16 protein-coding genes and 7 pseudogenes are annotated in these 24089 nt (G+C 33.7%); 14 read left to right on the plus strand and 9 right to left on the minus strand.

Annotation, left to right across the window (positions count from 1 at the left end):
* The first annotated feature begins 74 nt into the window (after positions 1 to 74).
* The 3 genes from WP_RS06750 to WP_RS06760 all read left to right on the plus strand — a co-directional run bounded on the left by WP_RS06750 (position 75) and on the right by WP_RS06760 (position 3753).
* Positions 75 to 878 (plus strand): hypothetical protein, encoded by an 804-nt coding sequence (locus WP_RS06750; RefSeq protein ID WP_007302848.1) that lies wholly within the window; start codon positions 75 to 77, stop codon positions 876 to 878.
* Between the two features lie 100 nt (positions 879 to 978).
* Positions 979 to 2139, plus strand: coding sequence for a porin (locus tag WP_RS06755; protein ID WP_007302847.1), 1161 nt, complete (start codon positions 979 to 981; stop codon positions 2137 to 2139).
* Between the two features lie 273 nt (positions 2140 to 2412).
* Positions 2413 to 3753: a DNA recombination protein RmuC gene (locus WP_RS06760; RefSeq protein WP_007302846.1), complete on the plus strand. Its 1341-nt coding sequence runs from the start codon at positions 2413 to 2415 to the stop codon at positions 3751 to 3753.
* Positions 3754 to 3785: 32 nt separating this feature from the next.
* Here the strand turns inward: WP_RS06760 and WP_RS06765 are convergent, their stop codons facing one another.
* Entirely contained in the window at positions 3786 to 4892 is a 1107-nt protein-coding gene (locus WP_RS06765) for a D-alanyl-D-alanine carboxypeptidase family protein (protein WP_012482049.1), read from the minus strand.
* Between the two features lie 687 nt (positions 4893 to 5579).
* Between WP_RS06765 and WP_RS06770 the strand changes: the two genes are divergently transcribed.
* Positions 5580 to 5879 carry a UPF0758 domain-containing protein gene (locus tag WP_RS06770; protein ID WP_231834411.1) on the plus strand — a complete coding sequence of 100 codons (300 nt, stop codon included), beginning with the start codon at positions 5580 to 5582 and terminating at the stop codon, positions 5877 to 5879.
* A 31-nt stretch (positions 5880 to 5910) separates the two neighbouring features.
* Positions 5911 to 7140: pseudogene (locus WP_RS07270) on the plus strand (IS256-like element ISWpi15 family transposase).
* A 122-nt stretch (positions 7141 to 7262) separates the two neighbouring features.
* On the opposite strand, the pseudogene WP_RS06780 reads toward WP_RS07270, so the two are convergent.
* The 4 genes and pseudogenes from WP_RS06780 to WP_RS06795 all read right to left on the minus strand — a co-directional run.
* Positions 7263 to 7490: pseudogene (locus WP_RS06780) on the minus strand (phage portal protein); the annotation flags it as partial.
* Positions 7490 to 8521: a PDDEXK nuclease domain-containing protein gene (locus WP_RS06785; RefSeq protein WP_007302776.1), complete on the minus strand. Its 1032-nt coding sequence runs from the start codon at positions 8519 to 8521 to the stop codon at positions 7490 to 7492. The gene WP_RS06785 and the pseudogene WP_RS06780, both read right to left, overlap by 1 nt.
* Before the next feature lie 26 nt (positions 8522 to 8547).
* Entirely contained in the window at positions 8548 to 8772 is a 225-nt protein-coding gene (locus WP_RS06790) for a gpW family head-tail joining protein (RefSeq protein WP_007302777.1), read from the minus strand.
* Positions 8765 to 9235 (minus strand): annotated as a pseudogene (locus tag WP_RS06795) (terminase gpA endonuclease subunit); the annotation flags it as partial. The gene WP_RS06790 and the pseudogene WP_RS06795, both read right to left, overlap by 8 nt.
* A gap of 95 nt (positions 9236 to 9330) precedes the next feature.
* Between WP_RS06795 and WP_RS06800 the strand changes: the two are divergent.
* Positions 9331 to 10203: an IS982-like element ISWpi16 family transposase gene (locus tag WP_RS06800; RefSeq protein WP_007301954.1), complete on the plus strand. Its 873-nt coding sequence runs from the start codon at positions 9331 to 9333 to the stop codon at positions 10201 to 10203.
* On the opposite strand, the pseudogene WP_RS07275 reads toward WP_RS06800, so the two are convergent.
* Positions 10120 to 10847 (minus strand): annotated as a pseudogene (locus tag WP_RS07275) (IS6 family transposase). The gene WP_RS06800 and the pseudogene WP_RS07275 sit on opposite strands and share 84 nt — an antisense overlap.
* A gap of 279 nt (positions 10848 to 11126) precedes the next feature.
* On the opposite strand from WP_RS07275, the gene WP_RS06805 reads away from it, so the two are divergent.
* The gene (locus tag WP_RS06805; protein WP_007302779.1) at positions 11127 to 11393 is read left to right on the plus strand and encodes a hypothetical protein; all 267 of its coding nucleotides are present in this window, start codon (positions 11127 to 11129) and stop codon (positions 11391 to 11393) included.
* 29 nt (positions 11394 to 11422) lie between these two features.
* Here WP_RS06805 and WP_RS06810 read toward each other — a convergent pair whose 3' ends face one another.
* Entirely contained in the window at positions 11423 to 11800 is a 378-nt protein-coding gene (locus tag WP_RS06810; protein WP_007302780.1) for a ferredoxin family protein, read from the minus strand.
* A gap of 61 nt (positions 11801 to 11861) precedes the next feature.
* On the opposite strand from WP_RS06810, the gene dprA reads away from it, so the two are divergent.
* The 3 genes and pseudogenes from dprA (at position 11862) to WP_RS06820 (ending at position 14880) form a co-directional block, all read left to right on the plus strand.
* Positions 11862 to 12947, plus strand: coding sequence for a DNA-processing protein DprA (dprA, locus tag WP_RS06815; protein WP_007302781.1), 1086 nt, complete (start codon positions 11862 to 11864; stop codon positions 12945 to 12947).
* Positions 12948 to 13212: 265 nt separating this feature from the next.
* A complete protein-coding gene (locus WP_RS07585) occupies positions 13213 to 13353 on the plus strand; it encodes a hypothetical protein (protein ID WP_019078789.1) in 141 nt (46 codons plus the stop codon).
* 296 nt (positions 13354 to 13649) lie between these two features.
* A pseudogene (locus WP_RS06820) lies at positions 13650 to 14880 on the plus strand (IS256-like element ISWpi15 family transposase).
* A gap of 35 nt (positions 14881 to 14915) precedes the next feature.
* On the opposite strand, the pseudogene WP_RS07280 reads toward WP_RS06820, so the two are convergent.
* Positions 14916 to 15513: pseudogene (locus WP_RS07280) on the minus strand (IS6 family transposase); the annotation flags it as partial.
* An 840-nt stretch (positions 15514 to 16353) separates the two neighbouring features.
* Here WP_RS07280 and WP_RS07285 point away from each other — a divergent pair.
* Positions 16354 to 17030, plus strand: a pseudogene (locus tag WP_RS07285) (IS6 family transposase).
* Between the two features lie 245 nt (positions 17031 to 17275).
* Here WP_RS07285 and prfB read toward each other — a convergent pair.
* Positions 17276 to 18377 (minus strand): peptide chain release factor 2 gene (prfB, locus tag WP_RS06840; protein ID WP_231834412.1). Its coding sequence is split into 2 segments (ribosomal slippage): positions 17276 to 18310 and positions 18312 to 18377, totalling 1101 coding nucleotides; the frame shifts between segments, so codons are not numbered across the junction.
* 155 nt (positions 18378 to 18532) lie between these two features.
* On the opposite strand from prfB, the gene mgtE reads away from it, so the two are divergent.
* From mgtE to WP_RS06855, 3 genes are all read left to right on the plus strand, one after another.
* A complete protein-coding gene (mgtE, locus tag WP_RS06845; RefSeq protein WP_007302783.1) occupies positions 18533 to 19903 on the plus strand; it encodes a magnesium transporter in 1371 nt (456 codons plus the stop codon).
* Between the two features lie 503 nt (positions 19904 to 20406).
* Positions 20407 to 22722: an NB-ARC domain-containing protein gene (locus WP_RS06850; protein WP_007302784.1), complete on the plus strand. Its 2316-nt coding sequence runs from the start codon at positions 20407 to 20409 to the stop codon at positions 22720 to 22722.
* A gap of 32 nt (positions 22723 to 22754) precedes the next feature.
* Entirely contained in the window at positions 22755 to 23906 is a 1152-nt protein-coding gene (locus WP_RS06855) for an ankyrin repeat domain-containing protein (RefSeq protein WP_007302785.1), read from the plus strand.
* Positions 23907 to 24089: the final 183 nt, after the last annotated feature.

A 24089-nucleotide genomic window follows, 5' to 3' on the forward strand; every position in this document is an offset into this window, starting at 1 on the left:
TAAGTATATCAATAGGTAAATAAATCTTAATACAACTTTATTATACTGGTAAATACATTTTATAGAATGAAAGCATGGAAGATTTTATAACGGCAAGAAGGAAAGATGATGCTGTGATATCTGTTTCTCAGGATAATGAGAAAAAAAACGTGTTAATCTTGGGACTCAATCAAGCAGCAAGGAATTTATTAAAATGTGAAGAAGGGAATTTACTTAATAAGCCGTTAATCAATATTTTAAGTGCAAGAGCAGCTGAAGATATGAAAAGCTATTTGGAGTATACTGAAGATGGGCGCGATTTGCCCGATATATTGCCAAAAGTGATAGGCTTTTCTTTAATCGACGCTAAAGGAGAAGATATAAAAACAAAGGTAAAAGTTTTTCGCACAACGCAATTTACTAATAGCAAGATTAATTATGAGCTATTGATACGTGACATTAGCCTGTTTCATAAGCTAGCAATGTTTAGGGATAAATATCTGATGGGTAAGAAATATAGAAAACACAACTTGTTTGATATACCAGACAATGATTCAACGATTTTGGAGTTATATGTCATATTGAATTTTGCCTTTGAATATCAAATTAATGCAGTTATAGGAATAATAGGTTTAAACAGCAGTTGTAATAAGGAAAATGATACACTAAAAATTATCATAGAACATTTTTATAAAAATTGCCGTAGTGATGATTTTTTAGGATGTATTGATGAGAATAAGGTACTTTTTATTTTGATGAACTGTGATGCAAATAACACATCTAAAATAGTTAATCGTATACATTCTTCCATTAACAAGCAGTTATTAAAGCGAAAACTATCAAGCATATCAATTATTTATGGAAATATAATTCAAAAACATAGTGTGAAGAATGCTTAAACGCTTTTGTCATTAATTGGTTTGTAGTATCTAAGTTCTACACAATATAAGGATTGTTTTTTATTTCTGTTAAGCTTATATTAAGAATTTAAGCTTACCTATGAGGTTACTAATCACACTATTTTTATCATTACTTGTGGGAGGAAGTGCTAACGCTAGGGTAATTCTGGATAAGGAGATGTTTTATGTAGAACTAGATGGAAAAGTAGATTTAAGATTTGGCTACGCTTTCAATAAAGATTCTTTTAGCTCTACAAAAGACAAGACCTCAAGCTATTCAGACCTGCGCTTTCTTTATTTGCAGCAAGTTTATCCAAATACACAACTGGGGTTTAATGTTAAGGTAGGAGTTTCTGGTATTGCAAACTTAAAGGCACTAGACATAGAAAAGTTAGAAATGGAGAAGTGGTATTTTATCATAAAGAACCAGGAATTTGGATCAATTGAATATGGTAAAGGAAGTTTAGTTAGTCAGAGTATGTTAATTAACACTTCAAAAATTTACACAGCTGCCGGAGGAATAAATGGTCATTGGACAAATTACTCAAATTTGCGCGGTAATGAAAAAAAAGATAATGATCCTGGGTATGATAAAGATGAGGTATTTTGGGTAAAACCCAATATTTACAGCGACTATAATGGACTAGAGCTGAAGTTAAAACAACCAACGATAAACTATATTTCTCCTGAAATCTATAACTTTCAACTTGGACTCAGTTATGTTCCAGGAAAAAATAATTTGCAATATAACAATCTAATAGCCGCTGGTCTTTCCTATAAAAATGGCTTATCAGATGAAATAAATTTTACTACTGCTTTTACTGGTGAGTTTGCAAGAGAAAATTTAACTGATTGCTCGGATGGTACTTCTGAAAATTATAAATGCCGTAATCAATTGCTACACTGGAATTTTGGCTTGAAGCTAAAACTTTTTGAACTTGATTGCATTTTTTCGTACGGTAATGGCGGTAAATCTGGTGAGAAACGTAGTCCTGAAACAAGTAATATGAATTATATAAATGCAGGTGTTGCTTATCATTCTGATTCTCGTAAAGTGAGCTTAACATATTTTAGTAGTAGCAGGGATATTGTAGGCAAAGGTACAAACGAATTAACATCACAGGCTTTCAGTCTTGAATATCCATTAGCTCTTGGCACTTCATACTACTTCGATATTGTAAAATTTAGTACCAAAGAACCTGAAATCGAAAGTAATAACTCCGGGTATGTGCTTTTGGCTGGGCTGAAGCTAAGTTTTTAATGAAATAACCGGTTTGTAAGTGTTGTAATGTGGTAAATAGTAAGCAATGAGAGTAAAATCGAGTTGTTAATATATGTGCTATTTGATATGATAAAAATAACTATTATATAAGATTTTTAATAAAAAGACATTATGTCACTAATCCAAGTGTAGGCGATTATTAATTAGTAAACCAAATCCTTCACAAAAGAGTACCTCATTTGATTCTCTTTTTTCTTTTTTATATATAGAAAAATTAGATAGTATTGTGAGTGCGGTTTTTTCTGTATTCTGATGCTTCTCAATTCTATAGTTCTCGGGTTAAATTTTCTTTTTTTACTGTTATTTCTCTTTTTCGTCGTAAAAAAGAATAGAAAGCTAAGTGAGGAGAAAGCAAATCTTGAACTTAAATTAGAGCGTGAGCTTCAAGAGGCAAAGCGAACTTTACTGAATAAGGATGAAGAGATAGTTGGGTTGAAAGTCAAAAAAGCAGAGCTTGAAGTAATTCTACAAAAAGAGCGTGAGGAAAAGAAAAAGGAAATAGAATTACTAACAAAAGCAGAGGAGAGGCTTACAAACACTTTTAAAGCTCTCTCTCTTGATGCTTTGCAGGTAAACAACAATAATTTTCTGAATTTAGCGAAGGAAGTAATCGATAGTAAGCTAAAAGAAACAGAAAGTGATTTCAAAAAAAGGCAAGCAACGATCAACGAAGTTGTCACTCCAATAAAAGAAAAGTTAGAAAAATTCGATAGTGAAATACGTGACCTAGAGAAGGAGAGGGTAGGGGCCTATGAAGGTTTAAGGGAGCAAATTGGAGCATTAATGAGTCAAACTTCTAGCCTTGCTAACGCCCTGAGGAAGCCTCACATTAGGGGAAAATGGGGTGAAATGCAGCTAAAAAGAGTAGTAGAAATGGCGGGAATGATTGAATATTGCGATTTTTTGACTCAAGCTTCAGTAATTGATAAAAATGAGGACAATTTGTTGCGTCCTGATTTGATAATAAAAATGCCATCAGGAAAGCAAATAATAATAGATGCTAAAGTACCACTTGATTCTTACATGGATGCTATGTCGCAAAATGATTTACAGATACAAAAGGAAAAATTGAAGAATCATTCTCTGGCAATAAAAAAACATATAAATGATCTAGGCAGAAAGGAATATTGGAACCAATTTGAAAATACGCCAGAGCTTGTGGTACTTTTTTTAACAGGAGAAGGGGTTTTCAGTGCAGCACTAGAATGTGAACCAGCTTTGATAGAAATTGGAATAGAAAAAAAAGTAATTATTGCAACACCAATCACTTTAATCGCGCTACTTAGGGCAGTAGCCTATGGATGGAAGCAAGAGATGATAGCTGAAAATGCAAAGAAAATAAGTGAACTAGGCCATATTTTATATGAGCGAATCTGCACAATGGGCGAAAATTTTGATAATTTACGCAGAAGCTTAAAAAGTGCTGTTGATCATTACAATAAAACTGCTGGTTCGCTTGAGGCAAGAGTGTTTCCTGCTGCCCGAGAATTCAATAAGCTTGGTATACATGCAAAAAATAAAGAACTCACTGCTGCAAAAGAGTTGGAATCTTTACCACGCAGTTTACATGCTGAGAGGTTGAAAGTAGATTAGTATTTCAGGTCTCCTTAACTTACATTTGCTGATTAAAACAACTTTCTAAAAATTTTTTTTATATAGCTCAATTTCTGCACATCATTTGCTGTATAAACAGGTATAGTTTGTTGCTCAGTACCAGGTATTTCTACAAAAATTTTGCCCACTTCTTGACCTTTTTTAATTGGTGCGGGTACCATATCTTTATACTCAATACGCACTTTAATTTTATCATGTAATCTGCGGTTATAAGTTATGGTAACATCGTTTGCAACTGTAACGGGCACCTTTTTATCTTTTCCATAAACAATATTTATTTCTTCAACTACGCTATCCTTAGCAAATATTTTCTTGGTATTAAAATGATTTAAGGAATATTGTATTAGTCTTTTTGCTTCCTCTATTCGCTCTTTCTCGGTATCCAAACCATTCACAACAGCAAAAATTCTCCTATCGTTCCGTTTTGCAGATACTATAATTCCATAACCACCAGCACTTGTATGACCTGTCTTTAGACCATCAACTCCAATATCATGGAAAAGTAAAAGATTTTTATTTTTTTGTACAATATCGTTATATGTCAAATATTGTTCAGAGAATAGATCATAGTATTCAGGAAAATCAGTAAAAATCCTTTTTGCCAGTGTTACCAAGTCTTTTGCGCTCATAAAATGGTTTTCATCTGGCCACCCGCTTGAGTTAACAAAATGACTATCATTAAGATTTAAATCTTGTGCAACTTCATTCATTTCAGCAACAAAATTCTCTTCTGATCCTGCGATACCCTCGGCTAGCGCTATGCATGCATCATTACCTGAGGCAATTGTAATTCCTTCAAGTAGTTCTTTTACCGTAACAAATTGACCTTCTTTCAAAAACATAGAAGAGCCTTTCCTTTCCCATGCTTTTCTACTTACTCGAAATTTATCTTCCATTTTTATTATTCCAGCTTTTAGATAGTCAAAAGCTACATATAAAGTCATTAACTTACTCATTGAAGATGGGGCCATTTTTTCCCTGGAATTGTGTTCAAAAATGAACGAGTCTGAAGCTAAATCTAAGACAATTGCTTGCTTTGCTTTGGTTCTAAACTGATATGAGTATGAGTAAAAAGGAAATATAAAAATTAATAGCAAAGTTACTAATTTGCTTAACATATTTATAATTTTAAATTTATAGTGTACTAATTAATAGTATGATTTTGCACGAGCATTTCAATAGATCTCTCGCATAAAACTTCCTTGACAAACTGCGCCAGCCCCCTTATTATGACAATAAGAGTATTTATCCTTGTTTTCGATCCGCGCGGGTTCAACAACAAAAATTCAGTAAAAAACTCAGATATTTATTGGCAAATTACATAAAAATTATAGCGGCTGCATGTCTTTTTTATTTTTTCTACATTCAGCCAAAACGCGCTTATTTTAAGCGTTAGCACATTATTACAGCGCCAATTTACATTATTATAGGGTCAAAACTCGTTACACGGGGATTTTTTTGCCTTTTTTTTTCGCTTGGTAAATTTCTTAACATTTACAGCTAAAGCTTCAGGCCAGCACTTGATACTGGAAATTTTTTGAGCACAAAAGTTATGCTAGGTTTTTGTTGGTAAGAAACCAGTGTCAAGCACTGGGATGACATAGAAGGAGCACTGGGATGATATATAGAAGGGACACTGGGATGAGGCTACTTGAATGACAAGAAGGAGGGAGCAGGGGATGACAAGAGAGGGGCTACTTTCATTTGCTGTCTTCAAAAATTTACAATTATGCTTCATGTGTTTTATTAAATATTTTACTTAAAAATTCAATTTCTTATTATAAGAGATAAGCAATTCATGAATAATGAAAGATTACAAAAAAGGTCATAGAAAGCGCCTAAGAGAGAGAATTATTTTAGATAACGGACAATCATTGCTTGATTATGAGATTTTAGAACACATTTTATATTCAGCATATAGTAGAATCGATGTAAAGCCAGTAGCAAAGAGTTTGATAGAAAATTTGGGCAGTTTAAATAAAGTTTTTAATGCCGATTTAGAAGCACTGCAAAATATTGAAGGAGTTAATAATGCAGCCATATCTGCTATCTTTTGTGTGAAACAGGGAGTGTTAAATAAACTGTGTCAAACCGAAAAAAAGTAATAAATTGATATAAAAAAATGGAGGTTTGACAATGAGTCAGAAAGTAGTAAACAGAACTACCGGTTTGGTAGATTATAAAGAATTAGAAACAAATATCCTGTCGTCTATACGAGAAGGAAGACCGTTGACAGGAAGAGATGGAGCATTAACACCGTTTATAAAAAAGTTGCTGGAGGTAAGCCTGGAAGGTGAAATAGAAAACCACTTGTCGGCCGAAAGCGAAGAGAATAATCGAAGAAATGGGAGGAATGCAAAGACTTTACGTACAAGCGCAGGGTCATTTGAGCTTTTGACGCCAAGAGATAGGGAAGGAAGTTTCGAACCACAAATAGTCAAAAAAGGCAAACAAACTTACATCCAGAGCTTGAAACGAAGATTTTGAGCACATTTGCCAGTGGTATGGGCTATAGAGATATAGTGTCACATGTTGAGGAAATTTATGATCACAAAATATCGGCGGCAGAGATATCAAGTATTACTGACAAATTGCTACCAGTAATCAACGAATGGCGTAGTCGCCCGCTGCAGTCTGTATATCCGATAGTTTTCATGGATGGCATGTTTTTTAAAGTCAAAGAGGACGGGCATTGCGTAAGTAAATGCATGTATAACATATTAGGCATAGATCAAAATGGCAAAAAAGAAGTATTAGGTTTTTATTTGGCTGAAAGTGAAGTTCTGGTTGGGAGTGCTAAATGACCTCAAAGAAAGAGGAGTAGAAGATATCCTTATTGCCTGCGTTGATGGGCTGAAAAGCTTTCCTGCAGCTATAAACAGTGTCTTTCCTAATGCGGAAGTGCAGATGTGTATAGTGCATCAGATACGCAACTCACTGAAGTATGTGGCCAGTAAAGATGCGAAGAGTTTTTTGAGCGATTTAAAGAAGGTATATCAAGCTTCAAGCAAGGAAATTGCCGAGAATTATCTGTTGGAATTGGATGAAAAATGGGGCACAAAGTACCCTATGGTTATAAAATCTTGGCAGAATAATTGGGAAAACTTGTCTGGTTATTTTAAGTATTCTGGTCCAGTTAGGAGGATAATCTACACCACCAATCCCATAGAGGGGCTACATAGGCAAATTAGGAAATTCACTAAGACCAAAGGCTCATTTACCAGCATAAATGCCTTGTATAAGCAGGTATATTGTGCTATAAAGAAGGTAGAGGAAAAGTCGACGATGCCTGTACATGATTGGGCATTAACTATCTCTCAACTTGATGTTTTCTTTCCTGGCAGATTGAAAATTGAGTTGAACTAAAAATGCGGTTTGACACAGTTTATTTAACACTCCCTTTTTCTGTTCTGATTTCCTACTCCATGCAGTCCAAAAAGCCTTCTATTTCTATGCCTTTCTTTATCGGCTAATCCATAACTGAGGTCAATAGAGTTACTTACTATCGTATCAATTATATTTGCAGCGTAAGGATTTTTTCTCACCATATCACGTGATCTACTACGTAAAGTTTCAAGGTTTTGAGACAGCAAATTGTTTATACTTCCTAACTCTGGTTGAAAGTGAAAAAATCTTCTTCCTGATCCTGCTGCATCCCAGGCTGAGCTTTTGATTTTTGGCTTACTAAATAGTTGTTTGAATGATTTGAGTAGCATTACTTCTCTTTATCTGAAACTTTAGATAACTCAGCTTCTAATTCCTCTATCGTTGGTAAAGCTGTCTTTATATTCTCTGGTAGACTTTCAGTTATTCGATATTCTGCTAGTCCTATTGGTTTTGTCATATCTTTTAGAGTGTATTTTGCTAGTACATCATTTTTAGATTTACATAAAATCAACCCTACAGATGGTTGATCTGTCTCGTGTTTTAGCAAGTCATCTACTGCTGAAAGGTAGAAATTCATTTTACCGGCGTATTCTGGTTTAAACTTATTATCTTTCAATTCAATTACTATAAAACAACGTAATTTTAGATGGTAGAATAATAGATCGACAAAGAAGTCTTCATCACCAACATCTAAATGAAATTGTCTACCTACAAATGCAAAGCCTTCCCCTAGCTCAAGCAAAAACTTCTCTACATGGCCTACAAGACCTTTTTCTACTTCTCTTTCATGAGCGTCATCTCCTATACTCAAAAAATCAAAAATATATGGATCTTTTAATGTATAATGTGCTAAATCTGACTGGGGAGAAGGTAACTTATCTTTGAAGTTAGTAACAGCTTTTCCTTGACGTTTGTGCAATTCACGTTCGATTTGCATCACCATTATACTACGTGACCAACCGTGCTCTATAGCTTTTTGAAAATAAAATAGTCTTTCTTTTGGATCTTTTACTTTATCTAAAATAACTACAATATGAAACCAAGGCAATTGTGCAGCAACCTGCTGCGTAAATTCAGTATCTTGATATTCTGCAGCAAATTGACGCATATAAGTAAGATTCCTAGCACTAAATCCCTTCATTTCTGGAAATGCGCTTCTCAAATCCTTACTTAGCTGATCTATGATTTTAGCACCCCAACCATGTTCTTTTTGGCGCCTTAAGATCTCTGTACCAATATAGTGATAAAGCACAATGAGTTTGCTATTTACTGCTAGTGCTGCTTTATAACGACTAGTAGCAATCTGTTCTTTGAGCTGCTCTAAAAATTCTGTATATTCTTTTGCTATAATTTTTGTCATATGGGTCCTTTTAACGATTTTTATCATTATATGATCCCTTTACTCGTTGAAAAAACAATCTTTCTCTTCGGTTTCATTCCAACAATCTTTAGCTCAGCTTTAATACGTTGTCTTAAGTTTAGTAAATCATTTATCTGAACTTCAGCATATCTCACTACATGGTCACCATATGCAATTGATACTACTCGCTCTCCGTTTTGCAGCTTCTTTATCGCTTCTTCGACTTGAACTAAATACTCTTCGTTATACATTTTCCAGCCACTTACTCTGTCTTACTTTCTTAGGTTTTTTACTTTCTATTTTTCCACTTAAACTATTCCATTTACTCTCTGGCCAACGATCAATCCCAAGTGCTATTGATGCTGCTCTTGCGTAAATTCGGCAATCTAGTACTTCATTTCTTTCTCTTACCTTTTGCCACTCTTGTTTGGTGTATCCTTTCACCACTTTGCTGACTAATTGCTCTGCCGTTAGCTGCTTAAAATATTCAGGTGCATACTCAGGAAAATGACAATATCCAGGTAGAGCTTTTCCTTCTTCTTCTTTTAAAATATTAAGTAATTGAAAAAGCTCTGACTTTAATATCGATACTCCTACTGGCCAGAGCTTTATTCCTCTTTTTAGCTTTTGACCACCAACTGTTATATCTACTCTACTTGGGCTGCTAAGTGGCACTAGTGCTTTATTTACACCTTTGACTGCCATTACTCTTCCAACCTCAGTTATGGATTAGAAAATAGATAAAAGTATAACTAAGAAGAGGGAAACAGGGTAAACTCGAGTATTTTAGTAATAATAAGAGGTTACCCATGAAGAAAGATATTACAGAACTGTACTGTTGCGTCGAGGATTTTTGTCGTGCGGTAGATGATAATTTTGCAAATAGGTTCTTATCAAACGGCAAAAAACCAACCAGAGTACCAGAAATAGCGCACTCAGAAATTCTAACCATAATCCTGTTATACCATAAATCACCATGTAAAAACTTCAAGGCTTTTTATCTTTGTTATCTTCAGTTATTCTATAGATCAGAGTTTTCAAAGCTGCCTTCATATCACAGATTTATTGCCTTAAAGCCGCGAGTTTTGTGGTATTTAGCATTACTTTTGCAATGGTTCTGTGAACAAGCGAAAATGACCGGCACTTCCTACATCGACACCTCTACGATTGCCGTTTGCCACAAAAAAAGGATCTCTAGGAATAAAGTTTTTAATCATCTAGCAGAAATTAGTAAGAGTACGTATGGTTGGTTTTTTGGCTTCAAGTTGCACTTAGTGATTAACGAAATTGGTGAAATTCAAGCACTTACCCTAACCAAAGGTAACGTTGATGACAGAAAACCTTTACCAACTCTCACTAAAAGACTGACCGGACTTTTGTTTGGAGATAAGGGCTATATAAAGAAAGAGCTTTTTGAGAAACTCTTCGATAGAGGCCTAAAGTTAGTCACTAAAGTAAAAAAAGGTATGAAAAACGCACTAATTTCACTTAAAGAGAAGATTTTATTAAGGAAAAGGTCGATTATTGAGACTGTTTTTGATTCCTTGAAAAACAAATTTGAGATTGAGCATACAAGACATAGATCGCCAACAAATTTCCTAATTCATGTTTTTTCTGTTCTGATTTCCTACTCCATGCAGTCCAAAAAGCCTTCTATTTCTATGCCTTTCTTTATCGGCTAATCCATAACTGAGGTCATTAGCCCCGATAATTTGTCTTTTTTGAATCATACGAATATTTTCTATGCCGGTAATGGTAATCTTTGCGGAGTGGAAGCTCTTAAAACCAAGCATTGGCTTTATTCGTTTTTTGATAAATCTATGATCTTGTTCGACAATATTATTTAGATATTTTATTTGAAAAACCATGATTCTACAATCTTCAGAAATTTCTGTATTCAAATCATCAAGAGCAGCAGTATTACTGCCGCTTTTATCAATTACTACTTTCTCAGGAAGGTTATTCTCTCTAAAGGCTTTACGAAAGAACGCAAGTGCCGCAGACTTGTCTCTACGAGCACACAACAGAAAGTCTACAGTATTACCAATAGTGCTCTGTATAGATAAACCCATTTGCCGTTTAATTTAACGTAGGTCTCTCCAGCTACTGCCAACCTGCTTCTTCCTTTTCCTTACCGCTTCATCTATCAGTGGTGATAACCCACCTTTGTAACGTAGCATTTTGCTCCCCTTATACTCAGCATTTCTTCCAAATCTCGATAGCTCAAAGAGAATCTACATTTCATATATACAGATAACATTATTATCTCTGCTGAAAAGCTAAATCCTTTGAAATATGGCAATAATTTTGAACTAATACGAAACATCTTTGCTTTTTTTTAGATGATCATATCACTTCTTTTCTACTTTCCTACAAATGTTACATACCAGGATTTATAGATGCGACAGAACCGGTTTTTTTACTGAAAGATACATTAGCGTTTGCCGTAAGTTTTACCAAAGTTCATGAGTAATTGTACAATATTTTCCTGAAATTTTCAATAAAGTAAACTTATCTGGAAAGTAATTATGCTGATATAAATATTACAATTTTATTAACACATAAATGCTACCGTGGCGTTAGTTTTTTAATTTAGGAGTATATTATGGTTATACCTACACAAAACTCGAATTCATTAACGTTTCAGGCACGTAACCTATCTCATATTTGCCACAAAAACTGTGAAGAGGCGTTCAATGAAACAGACAAACCTCTATGCAAGGCTAGATGTGACGTTTTCTTTCCAGTGCCTGAACCTCGTTCACAAATTAGTGAGAAATTAATAGATATTGCAAACAATCTCCGTTTTGAGAGTGCACAATTATCGTCTATGGCAGATGAAATAGACGCTTACAATTCAATGTCTATTTAATCAAAAAAATGTAAGTCTATTTTTGTACTCTATGACCCTAAATTTTCATCAAAATAAGCTGTCTTATCCTTTTTTTCTTTATACTCTTCTGCTGTATCTAGGGATTGCTTTTTAGCTGTAATGTTTGGCCATTTTTGCGAATATTCTACGTTTATATTGTAAAATGATTTAAAGATTTTTTGTTCATTATTCAGTAAGCCTTCATCTAGCTCTAGAATATCTTTTATGGAATCATCAGTTACAATTGCATCTACTGGACATTCAGGTATACACACTCCACAATCAATACACTCATCTGGGTTAATCACGAGCATATTTTTACCTTCATAAAAGCAGTCAACTGGACATACTTCCACACAGTCTGTATATTTACATTTTATGCATTTATCTGTAACAAAATGCGTCATAAAACACTGTATATTTACATTATCTTGGGTACACTAAATTGATAAGAAATTCAAGCCTTTTATGAAGATAAATAAATTAAATAACGAAGAATTAGAAATATGGCTAAGCTTGGCTAGAACTGTGGGACCAGTAAAGTTCTTTAGTATACTTAGAGCATGTGGGTCGCTATATGAAGTGCTTAAATATCTTAATAAGTTGACTAACAAGGATTATGGAATTCAAAATGCACGAGAAGAAATTAAGAATGCAGAAAAAATTGGAGCTAAAATAACACCAGCATGTGATCCAGATTACCCTGACATTTTAAGGAATATCTCTGGTTTTCCTCCTGTAATAACTACACTTGGTGATGTATCATTATTAAGTCGTGAGATAATTGCAATAATCGGTGGACGTAATTCTTCAATGAATGGAAGAAATTTTGCCAATAAGTTGGCACTCGATTTAAGCCAAGCTGGTTTCATCATAATTTCTGGGCTTGCAAGAGGGATTGATACTGCAGCAAACAGTGTAATATACAAAAATTACCCCACTATTGCTGTTACAGCAAGCGGAATTGACGTAGTATACCCAAGAGAAAATTTTGATCTATACAAAAAAATTACTGAAAATGGCGGATTAGTAATGACTGAGCTTCCATTTGCTACTAAACCAAAACCTCAGTATTTTCCTCAAAGGAATCGAATTATATCTGGTCTATCGCTGGGTGTTGTAGTGATTGAAGCATCGAAACGTTCTGGCTCTCTAATAACAGCAGATTTTGCTTTAAATCAAGGGAGAGAGGTATTTGCAGTTTCTGGTTTCCCTCTAGATTCACGCTGTAGTGGTAGTAATTATTTAATTAAAAACGGTGCTAAGCTTATCGAATCCGCTGATGACATAATAGAGAGTATTAGGTTTAGTTTACCTCCGCAGCAAAAAAACCTATTTAATGTTGAGCACTATGCTGTTAACCAAAAACAAGAAAAATTGCAACAGGCAAAATATGTTATAGTTGATCATATTAACTCTGTACCTGTTGATATAGATGAACTTATATTAGCAAGCGGACTTTCTGCCAACATAGCTCTAATGGCTCTTTTAGAACTAGAGTTGGAAAACAAAATAGAGCGTTCTCCGGGGAATAAAATATCATTAATTTTCTAGATTGCTTTAGTTATAAGTCCACAACCGTACAAACATTATGGTTTGAGTCCACCAAGAAAGATGTCATTCCAGCGTGTGACGCTGGCTTTCCGTAATCTCACTAAAAACGTTGTATTTTTACATAACTTTTATACTTACTAACTTAATATATAATCAGAATTCCTAGATTCCAGACTCATGCATCAATAGACCTGCTGCAAAAGGTAATGATAAAATGATGGGAGAGAGGTAGAAGAGGAATAAGCAGATAGAGTAAGGTAAAAAAATGAGCTTTAGTTACTACAATATAAAGAAACACCCAAGAAATTTTCGTAATATAACAGGCTTAACTGTAGAAGAATTTGAAAAGTTGATAGAAAAAGTGGGGAACGTTCAAAAAAGTGTGTCAAGCCGAAAAGAAAAGTAATAAATTGATATAAAAAATGAAGGTTTGAAATGAGTCAAGCAAATAGAACGGTTCTGTCGCATCTATAAATTGTGGTACAAGAAGATCGTTAAACTGGGATTATGGGAGTTATAGAGCAATTAGCATAGCAAAATTCTCAAAAGTAGAAACATTATCATTAGCCCCGATAATTTGTCTTTTTTGAATCATACGAATATTTTCTATGCCGGTAATGGTAATCTTTGGGGAGTGTTAAATAAACTGTGTCAAACCGAAAAAAAAGTAATAAATTGATATAAAAAAATGGAGGTTTGACAATGAGTCAGAAAGTAGTAAACAGAACTACCGGTTTGGTAGATTATAAAGAATTAGAAACAAATATCCTGTCGTCTATACGAGAAGGAAGACCGTTGACAGGAAGAGATGGAGCATTAACACCGTTTATAAAAAAGTTGCTGGAGGTAAGCCTGGAAGGTGAAATAGAAAACCACTTGTCGGCCGAAAGCGAAGAGAATAATCGAAGAAATGGGAGGAATGCAAAGACTTTACGTACAAGCGCAGGGTCATTTGAGCTTTTGACGCCAAGAGATAGGGAAGGAAGTTTCGAACCACAAATAGTCAAAAAAAGGCAAACAAACTTACATCCAGAGCTTGAAACGAAGATTTTGAGCACATTTGCCAGTGGTATGGGCTATAGAGATATAGTGTCACATGTTGAGGAAATTTATGATCACAAAATATCGGCGGCAGAGATATCAAGTATTACTGACAAATTGCTACCAGTAATCAACGAATGGCGTAGTCGCCCGCTGCAGTCTGTATATCCGATAGTTTTCATGGATGGCATGTTTTTTAAAGTCAAAGAGGACGGGCATTGCGTAAGTAAATGCATGTATAACATATTAGGCATAGATCAAAATGGCAAAAAAGAAGTATTAGGTTTTTATTTGGCTGAAAGTGAAGTTCTGGTTGGGAGTGCTAAATGACCTCAAAGAAAGAGGAGTAGAAGATATCCTTATTGCCTGCGTTGATGGGCTGAAAAGCTTTCCTGCAGCTATAAACAGTGTCTTTCCTAATGCGGAAGTGCAGATGTGTATAGTGCATCAGATACGCAACTCACTGAAGTATGTGGCCAGTAAAGATGCGAAGAGTTTTTTGAGCGATTTAAAGAAGGTATATCAAGCTTCAAGCAAGGAAATTGCCGAGAATTATCTGTTGGAATTGGATGAAAAATGGGGCACAAAGTACCCTATGGTTATAAAATCTTGGCAGAATAATTGGGAAAACTTGTCTGGTTATTTTAAGTATTCTGGTCCAGTTAGGAGGATAATCTACACCACCAATCCCATAGAGGGGCTACATAGGCAAATTAGGAAATTCACTAAGACCAAAGGCTCATTTACCAGCATAAATGCCTTGTATAAGCAGGTATATTGTGCTATAAAGAAGGTAGAGGAAAAGTCGACGATGCCTGTACATGATTGGGCATTAACTATCTCTCAACTTGATGTTTTCTTTCCTGGCAGATTGAAAATTGAGTTGAACTAAAAATGCGGTTTGACACAGTTTATTTAACACTCCCTCATACGAATATTTTCTATGCCGGTAATGGTATCTTTGCGGAGTGGAAGCTCTTAAAACCAAGCATTGGCTTTATTCGTTTTTTGATAAATCTATGATCTTGTTCGACAATATTATTTAGATATTTTATTTGAAAAACCATGATTCTACAATCTTCAGAAATTTCTGTATTCAAATCATCAAGAGCAGCAGTATTACTGCCGCTTTTATCAATTACTACTTTCTCAGGAAGGTTATTCTCTCTAAAGGCTTTACGAAAGAACGCAAGTGCCGCAGACTTGTCTCTACGAGCACACAACAGAAAGTCTACAGTATTACCAATAGTGCTCTGTATAGATAAACCCATTTGCCGTTTAATTTAACGTAGGTCTCTCCAGCTACTGCCAACCTGCTTCTTCCTTTTCCTTACCGCTTCATCTATCAGTGGTGATAACCCACCTTTGTAACGTAGCATTTTGCTCCCCTTATACTCAGCATTTCTTCCAAATCTCGATAGCTCAAAGAGAATCTACATTTCATATATACAGATAACATTATTATCTCTGCTGAAAAGCTAAATCCTTTGAAATATGGCAATAATTTTGAACTAATACGAAACATCTTTGCTTTTTTTTTAGATGATCATATCACTTCTTTTCTACTTTCCTACAAATGTTACATACCAGGATTTATAGATGCGACAGAACCATTATCCATGGTGCTTTAACTTTTCCTTCATTCAGTGCTCCAATCATGCTTACCTCTTTCTTTTAAACCCTGGGCAAATAACCTCTTGACTCTTTGAGACTACCCATATTCATAAAATTCATTGTCCTCTATTCCAGACTCATCTATGTATATCAAGTTTTCTTTCTTCTACTTTTTTTATGAACTCTTTGCGTTTCTCTTTCTCGATAAAGAAAAGTTTTTTTATATGTATAGTTTACTTTGCTAAGGTAGTTATATACTGTGCTTCTACACATATTACAAAATTCTTCAATTATCTTTTCAATTCTAATATCCATCCAGAAATTTGATAAATCTATCCATATCTTTAATCTTATGGCCATATCCTTTGTGATAGCCTGAAGATGGTTTCTGTTTCTTCTTTCCTTTTCCTCCACAAATATATTGTTTTTATGCTCACTTTGAATATTTGACTGATTTTTTTATCGTCATTGTTTTTTTATCGACTACTTTGAAAACACGTTCTTTCAGATCCTCACTATATGGACTTGGCATCTTCTTCTTTCTCATTACTTATTATACCATTATAACCAATTTTGCCATATAGCTAAACCTTTCTTGGGTTAGCTATAGATGATAAAATATTTGATTCTAGTTCTTTATAGTCTACTAATCCGGTAGTTCTATTGGTTCTGTCGCATCTATAAATCCTGGTATGTAACATTTGTAGGAAAGTAGAAAAGAAGTGATATGATCATCTAAAAAAAAGCAAAGATGTTTCGTATTAGTTCAAAATTATTGCCATATTTCAAAGGATTTAGCTTTTCAGCAGAGATAATAATGTTATCTGTATATATGAAATGTAGATTCTCTTTGAGCTATCGAGATTTGGAAGAAATGCTGAGTATAAGGGGAGCAAAATGCTACGTTACAAAGGTGGGTTATCACCACTGATAGATGAAGCGGTAAGGAAAAGGAAGAAGCAGGTTGGCAGTAGCTGGAGAGACCTACGTTAAATTAAACGGCAAATGGGTTTATCTATACAGAGCACTATTGGTAATACTGTAGACTTTCTGTTGTGTGCTCGTAGAGACAAGTCTGCGGCACTTGCGTTCTTTCGTAAAGCCTTTAGAGAGAATAACCTTCCTGAGAAAGTAGTAATTGATAAAAGCGGCAGTAATACTGCTGCTCTTGATGATTTGAATACAGAAATTTCTGAAGATTGTAGAATCATGGTTTTTCAAATAAAATATCTAAATAATATTGTCGAACAAGATCATAGATTTATCAAAAAACGAATAAAGCCAATGCTTGGTTTTAAGAGCTTCCACTCCGCAAAGATTACCATTACCGGCATAGAAAATATTCGTATGATTCAAAAAAGACAAATTATCGGGGCTAATGATAATGTTTCTACTTTTGAGAATTTTGCTATGCTAATTGCTCTATAACTCCCATAATCCCAGTTTAACGATCTTCTTGTACCACAATTTATAGATGCGACAGAACCGCTACAACTTAATGTACGAAGATTTCTCTTCATATTACATTTTTGTGCCCATAAGAAACGAGTTGCCATTTTCATCAGCTACTTGGATAATAGATATATTCACAAAATTGTTCCATTTTTCTCAATAGATTTTGGTTTTCTTTTCCCCTTATTAGCAGAGCATAAAACTTAGCTTTTTAATAAATCTCATTTTAACTCCAATACACTAACTATGAAACAATCTATATTGCCATCAAAAACGGAATTTATATTGCCAACTTCATGTCCAGTCCTTAAATCCTTTACCATTTGATATGGATGCATAACATACGATCTGATCTGACTGCCCCAACCTATATCGCATTTCTTGCCATATTCTTCGGCCATTTTCTGTTCTTTTTTTTCCAATTCAATTTGATATAAACGTCCTTTAAGTAGTTTAAGTGCTTCATCTTTATTTTTATGTTGAGAACGACCATTTTGGCATTGAGCTACAACGCCTGTTGGAATATGCGTAATACGTACCGCGCTTTCAGTCTTATTGACATGCTGACCACCTGCTCCAGAAGCACGGTAAGTGTCGATCTTTAAATCCTTTTCATCCACAACAATATCTATTGAATCTTCAATCACTGGAGTTACTCCTACACTTGCAAAACTGGTATGACGTTTACCATTTGCATCAAATGGTGATATTCTAACCAATCTATGAACTCCACTTTCGCTTTTTGCCCACCCGTAAGCTTTTTCTCCGATGATCTTTATTGTTGTAGATTTTATACCAACTGCATCACCATCTAATTTTTCTACAACTTCAACTTTAAAATTGTGATAAATTTCTGCCCATCTTGTATACATGCGCATGAGCATCTCAGTCCAATCATTGCTCTCTGTTCCACCGGCTCCTGAGTGGATTTCTAAAAAGCAGTTATTGTTATCTGCTTCACCAGTAAATAAGGATTCTGTCTCTTTAAGTTTGATTAATTTCTCTAGCTTTACTAACTCACCTTTAACTTCAGAAAAAAATTCTTCATCATTCTCATCAATAGCAGATCTCATCAAGCTGATAGAATCGTTGTAATCGCTTTCTAGCTTTGAAAACGATTCTATTTCATGCTTAATTTTAGAGCGTTCTTTTAAAATCTCTTGTGCTTTTTGATTATCTTGCCACAGATTATCATTCGACGCTTGAGAATCCAGCTCTTCAAGACGCAACTTCAATTTTTCTATGTCAAAGACACCTCCTGATAAGAGAAATACTTTTATTTAAGCCTTGAAAGTATTCAAGGATTTCTGGATGGGTTTTCATTATACTTTAGACTTTAATATATTTATTATCACTAACAATAACAGCAAACAAAATAGAAATTTAACCATATAATAGTTAATTCAAAATAATTTTATTATACTTGAATGTTCAATAAAATCAAGTGTGTATATTTATTAAAAAAATAAGGTAAAGTAATGAATATTAAAACAAGTTCTCATTATGGTTTAGACAAAAAGGCTATTGATGATTTAATAGAGTCTCTCGATAATCAAGAATTAGAGAATGTTCGTAATATTGTAAAAACGATAGATAGCGTTCAGTTAGCTTATTTTTTATCTACTTCGATCAATGATCACAGGGAGAAATTAGTTAATATCCTCGATCAACATTTGTTAAGTGATGCCTTAGTACATGTAGTACCAGATTTACAAGTAGAGATCATAGAAATATTGGGAATAGAAAATACAGCAAAGTTACTAATGCTTCTTGATATAGAAGACATAGTAGCTATAGTGAAAGATTTAGATAGAAAGTCTATAGAAAATATACTTAACTACTTACCCAATGCAACTCAAAAATTAGTAGAGGAATTGTTATCATACCCAGAAGAAAGTGCAGGAAGGTTGATACATAAAAATATGGTTATAGCTCCATATTATTGGACGATAAATCAGCTAATGGAATTCTTGCGCAACTATAAAAAAATACCAGAAACATTTTATCAAATTTTCATCATTAACTCAAAATTAGAACCCATAGGCATTTTCAACTTAAATAAGGTAATATCTCACTCAGGAGAAACAATAATAAAAGAGATAATGAGTCAAGATATAAAAATAATTAAAACTGGAATGGACCAAGAAGAAGTAGCAAGAATATTTAAAGATTACTCTCTATTATCAGCTCCAGTAGTAAATAAGAATGGTAAAATTATAGGTGTAATCCTTATTGAAGATGTAATCAAAATTGTTCAACAAGAAGCAGAAGAGGATGTGCTTAAAATAAGCGGTGTATCTTCTAAATCTGATATAAATGCCCCTATACATAAAACTATAATTAAAAGACTACCTTGGTTACTGTTTAACCTCTTAGCTGCAACAATATGTTCTATAGTAGTTGGCTTTTTCGATAACGTAATACAAAGTTTTATAGTACTGCCAATAATTATGCCAATCATTGCATCGATGAGCGGAAATGCAGGATCCCAAACAGTAACACTAACTATCCGGGCAATCGCAACAAAATATCTAACTGAGCAAAATGCAAAAAGAATACTGATGAAAGAATTTTTAATAGGTCTTATAAATGGAGTGATTTTATCTACAATTTCGCTCGTAGTATTAGCAATAAGGTTCCATAGTTTAAAAGTAGAGATCATTTTCGTAGTTTCCATGATTGCAATGTCGATCATTGCAACATTTATCGGCACTTTTATTCCTATAATGCTTCATCGTTTAAGATCCGATCCTGCTGTTTCGTCTTCAATCTTAACATCAGCAACAACTGATATTCTCTCAGCTCTTATATTTTTTGGTCTAGCCACGATCTTTTTATTAAATAGCTGAATCTTGCTATATAAAAATTGCTTTACAAGCTTTAACTGCCACGTTATCATTACTCACAGGTGCATTGAAGAAGAAAAATAACAGTCGATAAAGAAGTAAAAGTACATGAAACTGAGCTGCTTTAGTTTTAAAATAAAAACTAAAATAAGATGCTAAAGTATGCAAAAAAATTCTTGCTTTGCTAGATCTTTTTAGCTACAATGCAGTCTAACGTAATGAAAACATGAGGTGTGAGTTAGATGCATTGTATTATGTATATCACTCAGAAAGCAATTCTCGATTTTTTAAGAATATATCTAATTTAGTCAGAAGTCAAAAGAAAAGCACACTGTTACTCAGCAATTAAAGTTACCTAGGATTACCGTAAGGTTTCTACAGTAAATTTGTAGAGCAGTTTAGTACAGCTGTATAAGAATCAAATGAATTAGATATTAAAACCAATCTTCAGAAAAGAGATTTACGGTAAAATAATCAAGTATGAATATTAAAATATAGGGGGTTTTATGTTAGGTAAAGGAAATAAAGGAGAACAAGTAGCAGATGATCGAATTGATTATGTAGATGATGAGTCAACAATAGGAGCAAAAGGAGGTCTTGATCATGAAGATAGATTATCTAGTGGAGAACTTCAGTGTGGACCAAGTCAAGAGAGTCTTGGAGTAACAAGATCTTCATCTATAAGCAGCGGTAGTGTATGGTATAGCGCATCGAATGATACAGCCAATGTTATAAGTCTTACAGATAATGAAGTAGTGGAAAAAGCAACTTTTTTTGTTAAGACTTTTGTTAAAGAATTCGAGGAAAAATTATCTAAATATTTTGAGGAGGCAGAACCAGATTCAAATATACAAAAAATAAGTAAAGTTTCAGCCAGCTTTAATTCTATTTTGAATAATACTATTCCAGCAAGTCCACTAAAATTATTTAGTGTTAAAGTTAATGAGAGTATCAATTATTGTGTTATAGGAAAACAGCATAAGAAAAGAGCGAAAAATATTTTTACAATAATTATACCTTGCTACAAAGCTGAAATGAGAGAGATTTTAGTAAAAGCTGGCTTAGAAATTTTTCACAGGTTTGAGGAACCATTCATAAAGGTTGTAGATATCAATCCCTCTTTTTATCATAGGAGAGTTAAGAAGTTAGCAATAGATGCTGTACATAGAACAATGAATTACCTTTTAACTTCTGAGGAACAAGACTTTTCTGTTGATCTTATAACACAAGGTGTTGTTCTAGATAAGTCAAAAAAGAAAGGATATTTTACGCGTCCTGGATATGAAATAAAAGATGAGCAAGGTGGTGAAAGTTTAGTAACCTCAGAATTGTATGAATGGGTAGGAATAAAGAAAAAAGAAGAAGATGAAACTGTTAATTATTATCAATATAATTCTGAGGAACATAATCTAGAGGAATATAGATGTGCTGAAAAATACGGCTATCGGCTTCCCTTTGAATGGGAGTTAAGAAAGTGGGAAGAGGTAAAACAAAAGTATGTATCCATTAAAGCACCCATAGAAGGATATGTGTATATTTTAAATGATGAAAAAAAAGAAGAATTAGCTCGTTTTATATTAAAGGAGATTAATGGACAAGATCCTGTGAAAAGGAAAGATATAGAAGATGTAAAAGAACATCTTAGAAAACAAGATGAAGATAGGCGTCAATTTTCCTATAGTTTTGGCAAGACACCAGAAAATTTCATTGAAAGAAAAGAGGTGGTAAAAAATTTGAACCTAAGGTTACACAGTAGTAGTCAAGAAGTAAAAATGTCACGAGTAGTCTTAATTAGTGGGAAGTCTGGAATAGGGAAAAGCGAACTTGCTAGAGGCTATGGGTTTAGTGAAAGGCGTAAGGGTACTTGGGCAAGGATTATGTGGATAGATGCCTCGTCATATAACAAGCTTTCAAATTCATTTCATGGGTTGGCTGAAAGGTTAGGGATTTCTAGAAAAAGTGAGCAAAGGAGAGAGAGAAACATTAAATCTATTGTCGAGGATGTATATGAGTATCTTCAAGACACAAAAAGTTTGTTTGTTTTCGATGATGCTAGTAGTTATAAGGAGATTGAAAATTTTTTGCCATCAAGCTTTCCTGTTTTTTCTAATAGAGAAAAACCTTACGTTTTAATTACTTCTCCTAACAAGAATTGGAAAGAAGAAATAGAAGATATAGAAGAAATAAAGTTGGGTAATTTAAAAAAAGAAGAAGCCGAGGAATTTACTCGAAAAGCCTTAGGGGAAGATGAATCACAAGGTAAATCTATATCAGAGTTAATAGAAGAGTTTAATTGTTTTCCATTAGATTTGAAAGCAGCAACATCATGCATTAAACAAAAAGGTCTTAGTATTAGAGAATATCTGGAGGAATATAGAGTAGCTCAGCAATCAAAAACTGATTTTTTGGAGACACAAGTTGTTAATAAAAAATCTTTTAAAGCTTTGAAGGTTAACATTGATAAAATAAAAGAAGAAAAAAATGTTGGACAGCAAGCATATGTTATTTTAGTATTCATGGCTTACCTGGACCCTAATCAAATTAATACAAAAGAAATTTTTTTCAAGAGGGAATCAAAAGAAAATCAACAAAGGGTTTTGAATGCACTTGATCTACTTAATCAGTTCTCATTGATTGGATTAGAGAAAGGGATAGCAAAAATTCATCAAGAAGTACAAAAAATTATAAGGTTAGAGCAAAGAAAAGAAAAAAGAGAAGAAGAATTTTTAAGAAAAATAATGACATCATTGATGAATAATAACTGTAAAAATGTAAGCCATATCATATCCATTTGGAATTATGCAAGTGAATATAAAAGTTAGTTAATGAATTTATTGAATCTGATTATGATGGAATGAATATCTTACATTTTCTGGCCAGAGATGATAATGAAGAAGTTATTAAGCTTATATTCAAGAATGTAGATCTAAGTAAATTAAGTAAAATTGTTAATATCGGTGATAAATATGGATCTACTCCTTTAGAATATGCTGTTATATATGATCACTTAGCGTTAGTTAAATACTTTATAGAAAAAGGGGCTGATTCTAAGATAAATAGTGACCAGAGCTTTACCCTTTTAGACTATGCTGCTCTCCATAATCGACTAGAAATAGTTAGGTATTTTATTGATAACGAACATTTTCAGTTTGATAGTACTGTTTTATACTATGCTATTGAAAATAATTGCTTAGAGGTCGTTAGATACTTTATAGAGGAAGAAGAGATTTGTATAAATTTACAAGATGGAGAAGGTAAAAGTTATTTGCACTATGCTGTTGAACATAGTTCCTTAAAGATTTTTGAGTACCTTTTAGAGTACGGGGCTACAGTAGATTTACAGGATAAAAAGGGTATGACTCCTTTGCATTTTGCTGCTAAAAATGGTAGCTTATACATGGTTAAATCCCTTATAAAGAAAAAAGCTGTAATAGAGGTACCGAACAAAGATGTTATGACTCCTTTGCATTTTGCTGCTATATATGGTCACTCAAGCATTGTTCGCTGCCTTGTAGGTCATGGAGCTGACATAAATTTACAGAATAAAAAGGGTATGACTCCTTTGCATTTTGCTGCTATATATGGTCACTCAAGCATTGTTCGCTACCTTGTAGTGAATAACGTTAATACGAATCCAGAGGATATTAGTAATAATGTTCCTCGCTACGAAAGCGCTAGGTACCTTTTTTCTTTAGAACAAGGAGTTAATGTGAAACTTGAACTCAACGATGATTTGTACCATTATACTACCAATTATTACCCAAGTAGTATTTGTTGCTATCAACCTCAATCTACTGTGTGCTCAGCTCCATACTTAAAAATGCAATCACATGAAAGACACCAAAAAGCATTTGATGAATACACTACTAAAAAAAGAAAATTAGAAAATATAAGTGAAGAATTGCAATTTGAAGATAAAAGCACGGTTAACTTAACTCATAGGTCACCTATATCTTCATTTAACAGCGTCTCTGTACAACCTGCAAACAAGGACTTAAGACTATAATTTTACAGTAAGCTATTTAATTTTATTAGGGGAATTTCAAAAAAACAGAGAAATAAAGTAATAAATTGATATAAATTCGCGTAGAACAAGTGGTAGACCATACGATCTCAAAATAAAATCTTCTTACAATAGCTGGTTTTGGTTGCGGAAGTGATTGTGTTGTCTAAGTTATTAGTAATATAT

Origin of the sequence: Wolbachia endosymbiont of Culex quinquefasciatus Pel (assembly GCF_000073005.1) — a bacterium.
Taxonomy (GTDB): domain Bacteria; phylum Pseudomonadota; class Alphaproteobacteria; order Rickettsiales; family Anaplasmataceae; genus Wolbachia.

Bases quoted from the DNA above. Each gene is read 5' to 3' on its own strand.
- WP_RS06800 (WP_007301954.1), top strand. From the start codon at position 9,331: ATGAAGAAAGATATTACAGAACTGTACTGTTGCGTCGAGGATTTTTGT.
- WP_RS06765 (WP_012482049.1), bottom strand. From the start codon at position 4,892: ATGTTAAGCAAATTAGTAACTTTGCTATTAATTTTTATATTTCCTTTT.
- WP_RS06805 (WP_007302779.1), top strand. From the start codon at position 11,127: ATGGTTATACCTACACAAAACTCGAATTCATTAACGTTTCAGGCACGT.
- WP_RS06750 (WP_007302848.1), top strand. From the start codon at position 75: ATGGAAGATTTTATAACGGCAAGAAGGAAAGATGATGCTGTGATATCT.
- WP_RS06790 (WP_007302777.1), bottom strand. From the start codon at position 8,772: ATGTATAACGAAGAGTATTTAGTTCAAGTCGAAGAAGCGATAAAGAAG.
- WP_RS06770 (WP_231834411.1), top strand. From the start codon at position 5,580: ATGAAAGATTACAAAAAAGGTCATAGAAAGCGCCTAAGAGAGAGAATT.
- WP_RS06760 (WP_007302846.1), top strand. From the start codon at position 2,413: ATGCTTCTCAATTCTATAGTTCTCGGGTTAAATTTTCTTTTTTTACTG.
- WP_RS06850 (WP_007302784.1), top strand. From the start codon at position 20,407: ATGTTAGGTAAAGGAAATAAAGGAGAACAAGTAGCAGATGATCGAATT.
- mgtE (WP_007302783.1), top strand. From the start codon at position 18,533: ATGAATATTAAAACAAGTTCTCATTATGGTTTAGACAAAAAGGCTATT.
- dprA (WP_007302781.1), top strand. From the start codon at position 11,862: ATGAAGATAAATAAATTAAATAACGAAGAATTAGAAATATGGCTAAGC.
- WP_RS06855 (WP_007302785.1), top strand. From the start codon at position 22,755: ATGAATATCTTACATTTTCTGGCCAGAGATGATAATGAAGAAGTTATT.
- WP_RS06755 (WP_007302847.1), top strand. From the start codon at position 979: ATGAGGTTACTAATCACACTATTTTTATCATTACTTGTGGGAGGAAGT.
- WP_RS06785 (WP_007302776.1), bottom strand. From the start codon at position 8,521: ATGACAAAAATTATAGCAAAAGAATATACAGAATTTTTAGAGCAGCTC.
- WP_RS06810 (WP_007302780.1), bottom strand. From the start codon at position 11,800: ATGACGCATTTTGTTACAGATAAATGCATAAAATGTAAATATACAGAC.
- WP_RS07585 (WP_019078789.1), top strand. From the start codon at position 13,213: ATGAGCTTTAGTTACTACAATATAAAGAAACACCCAAGAAATTTTCGT.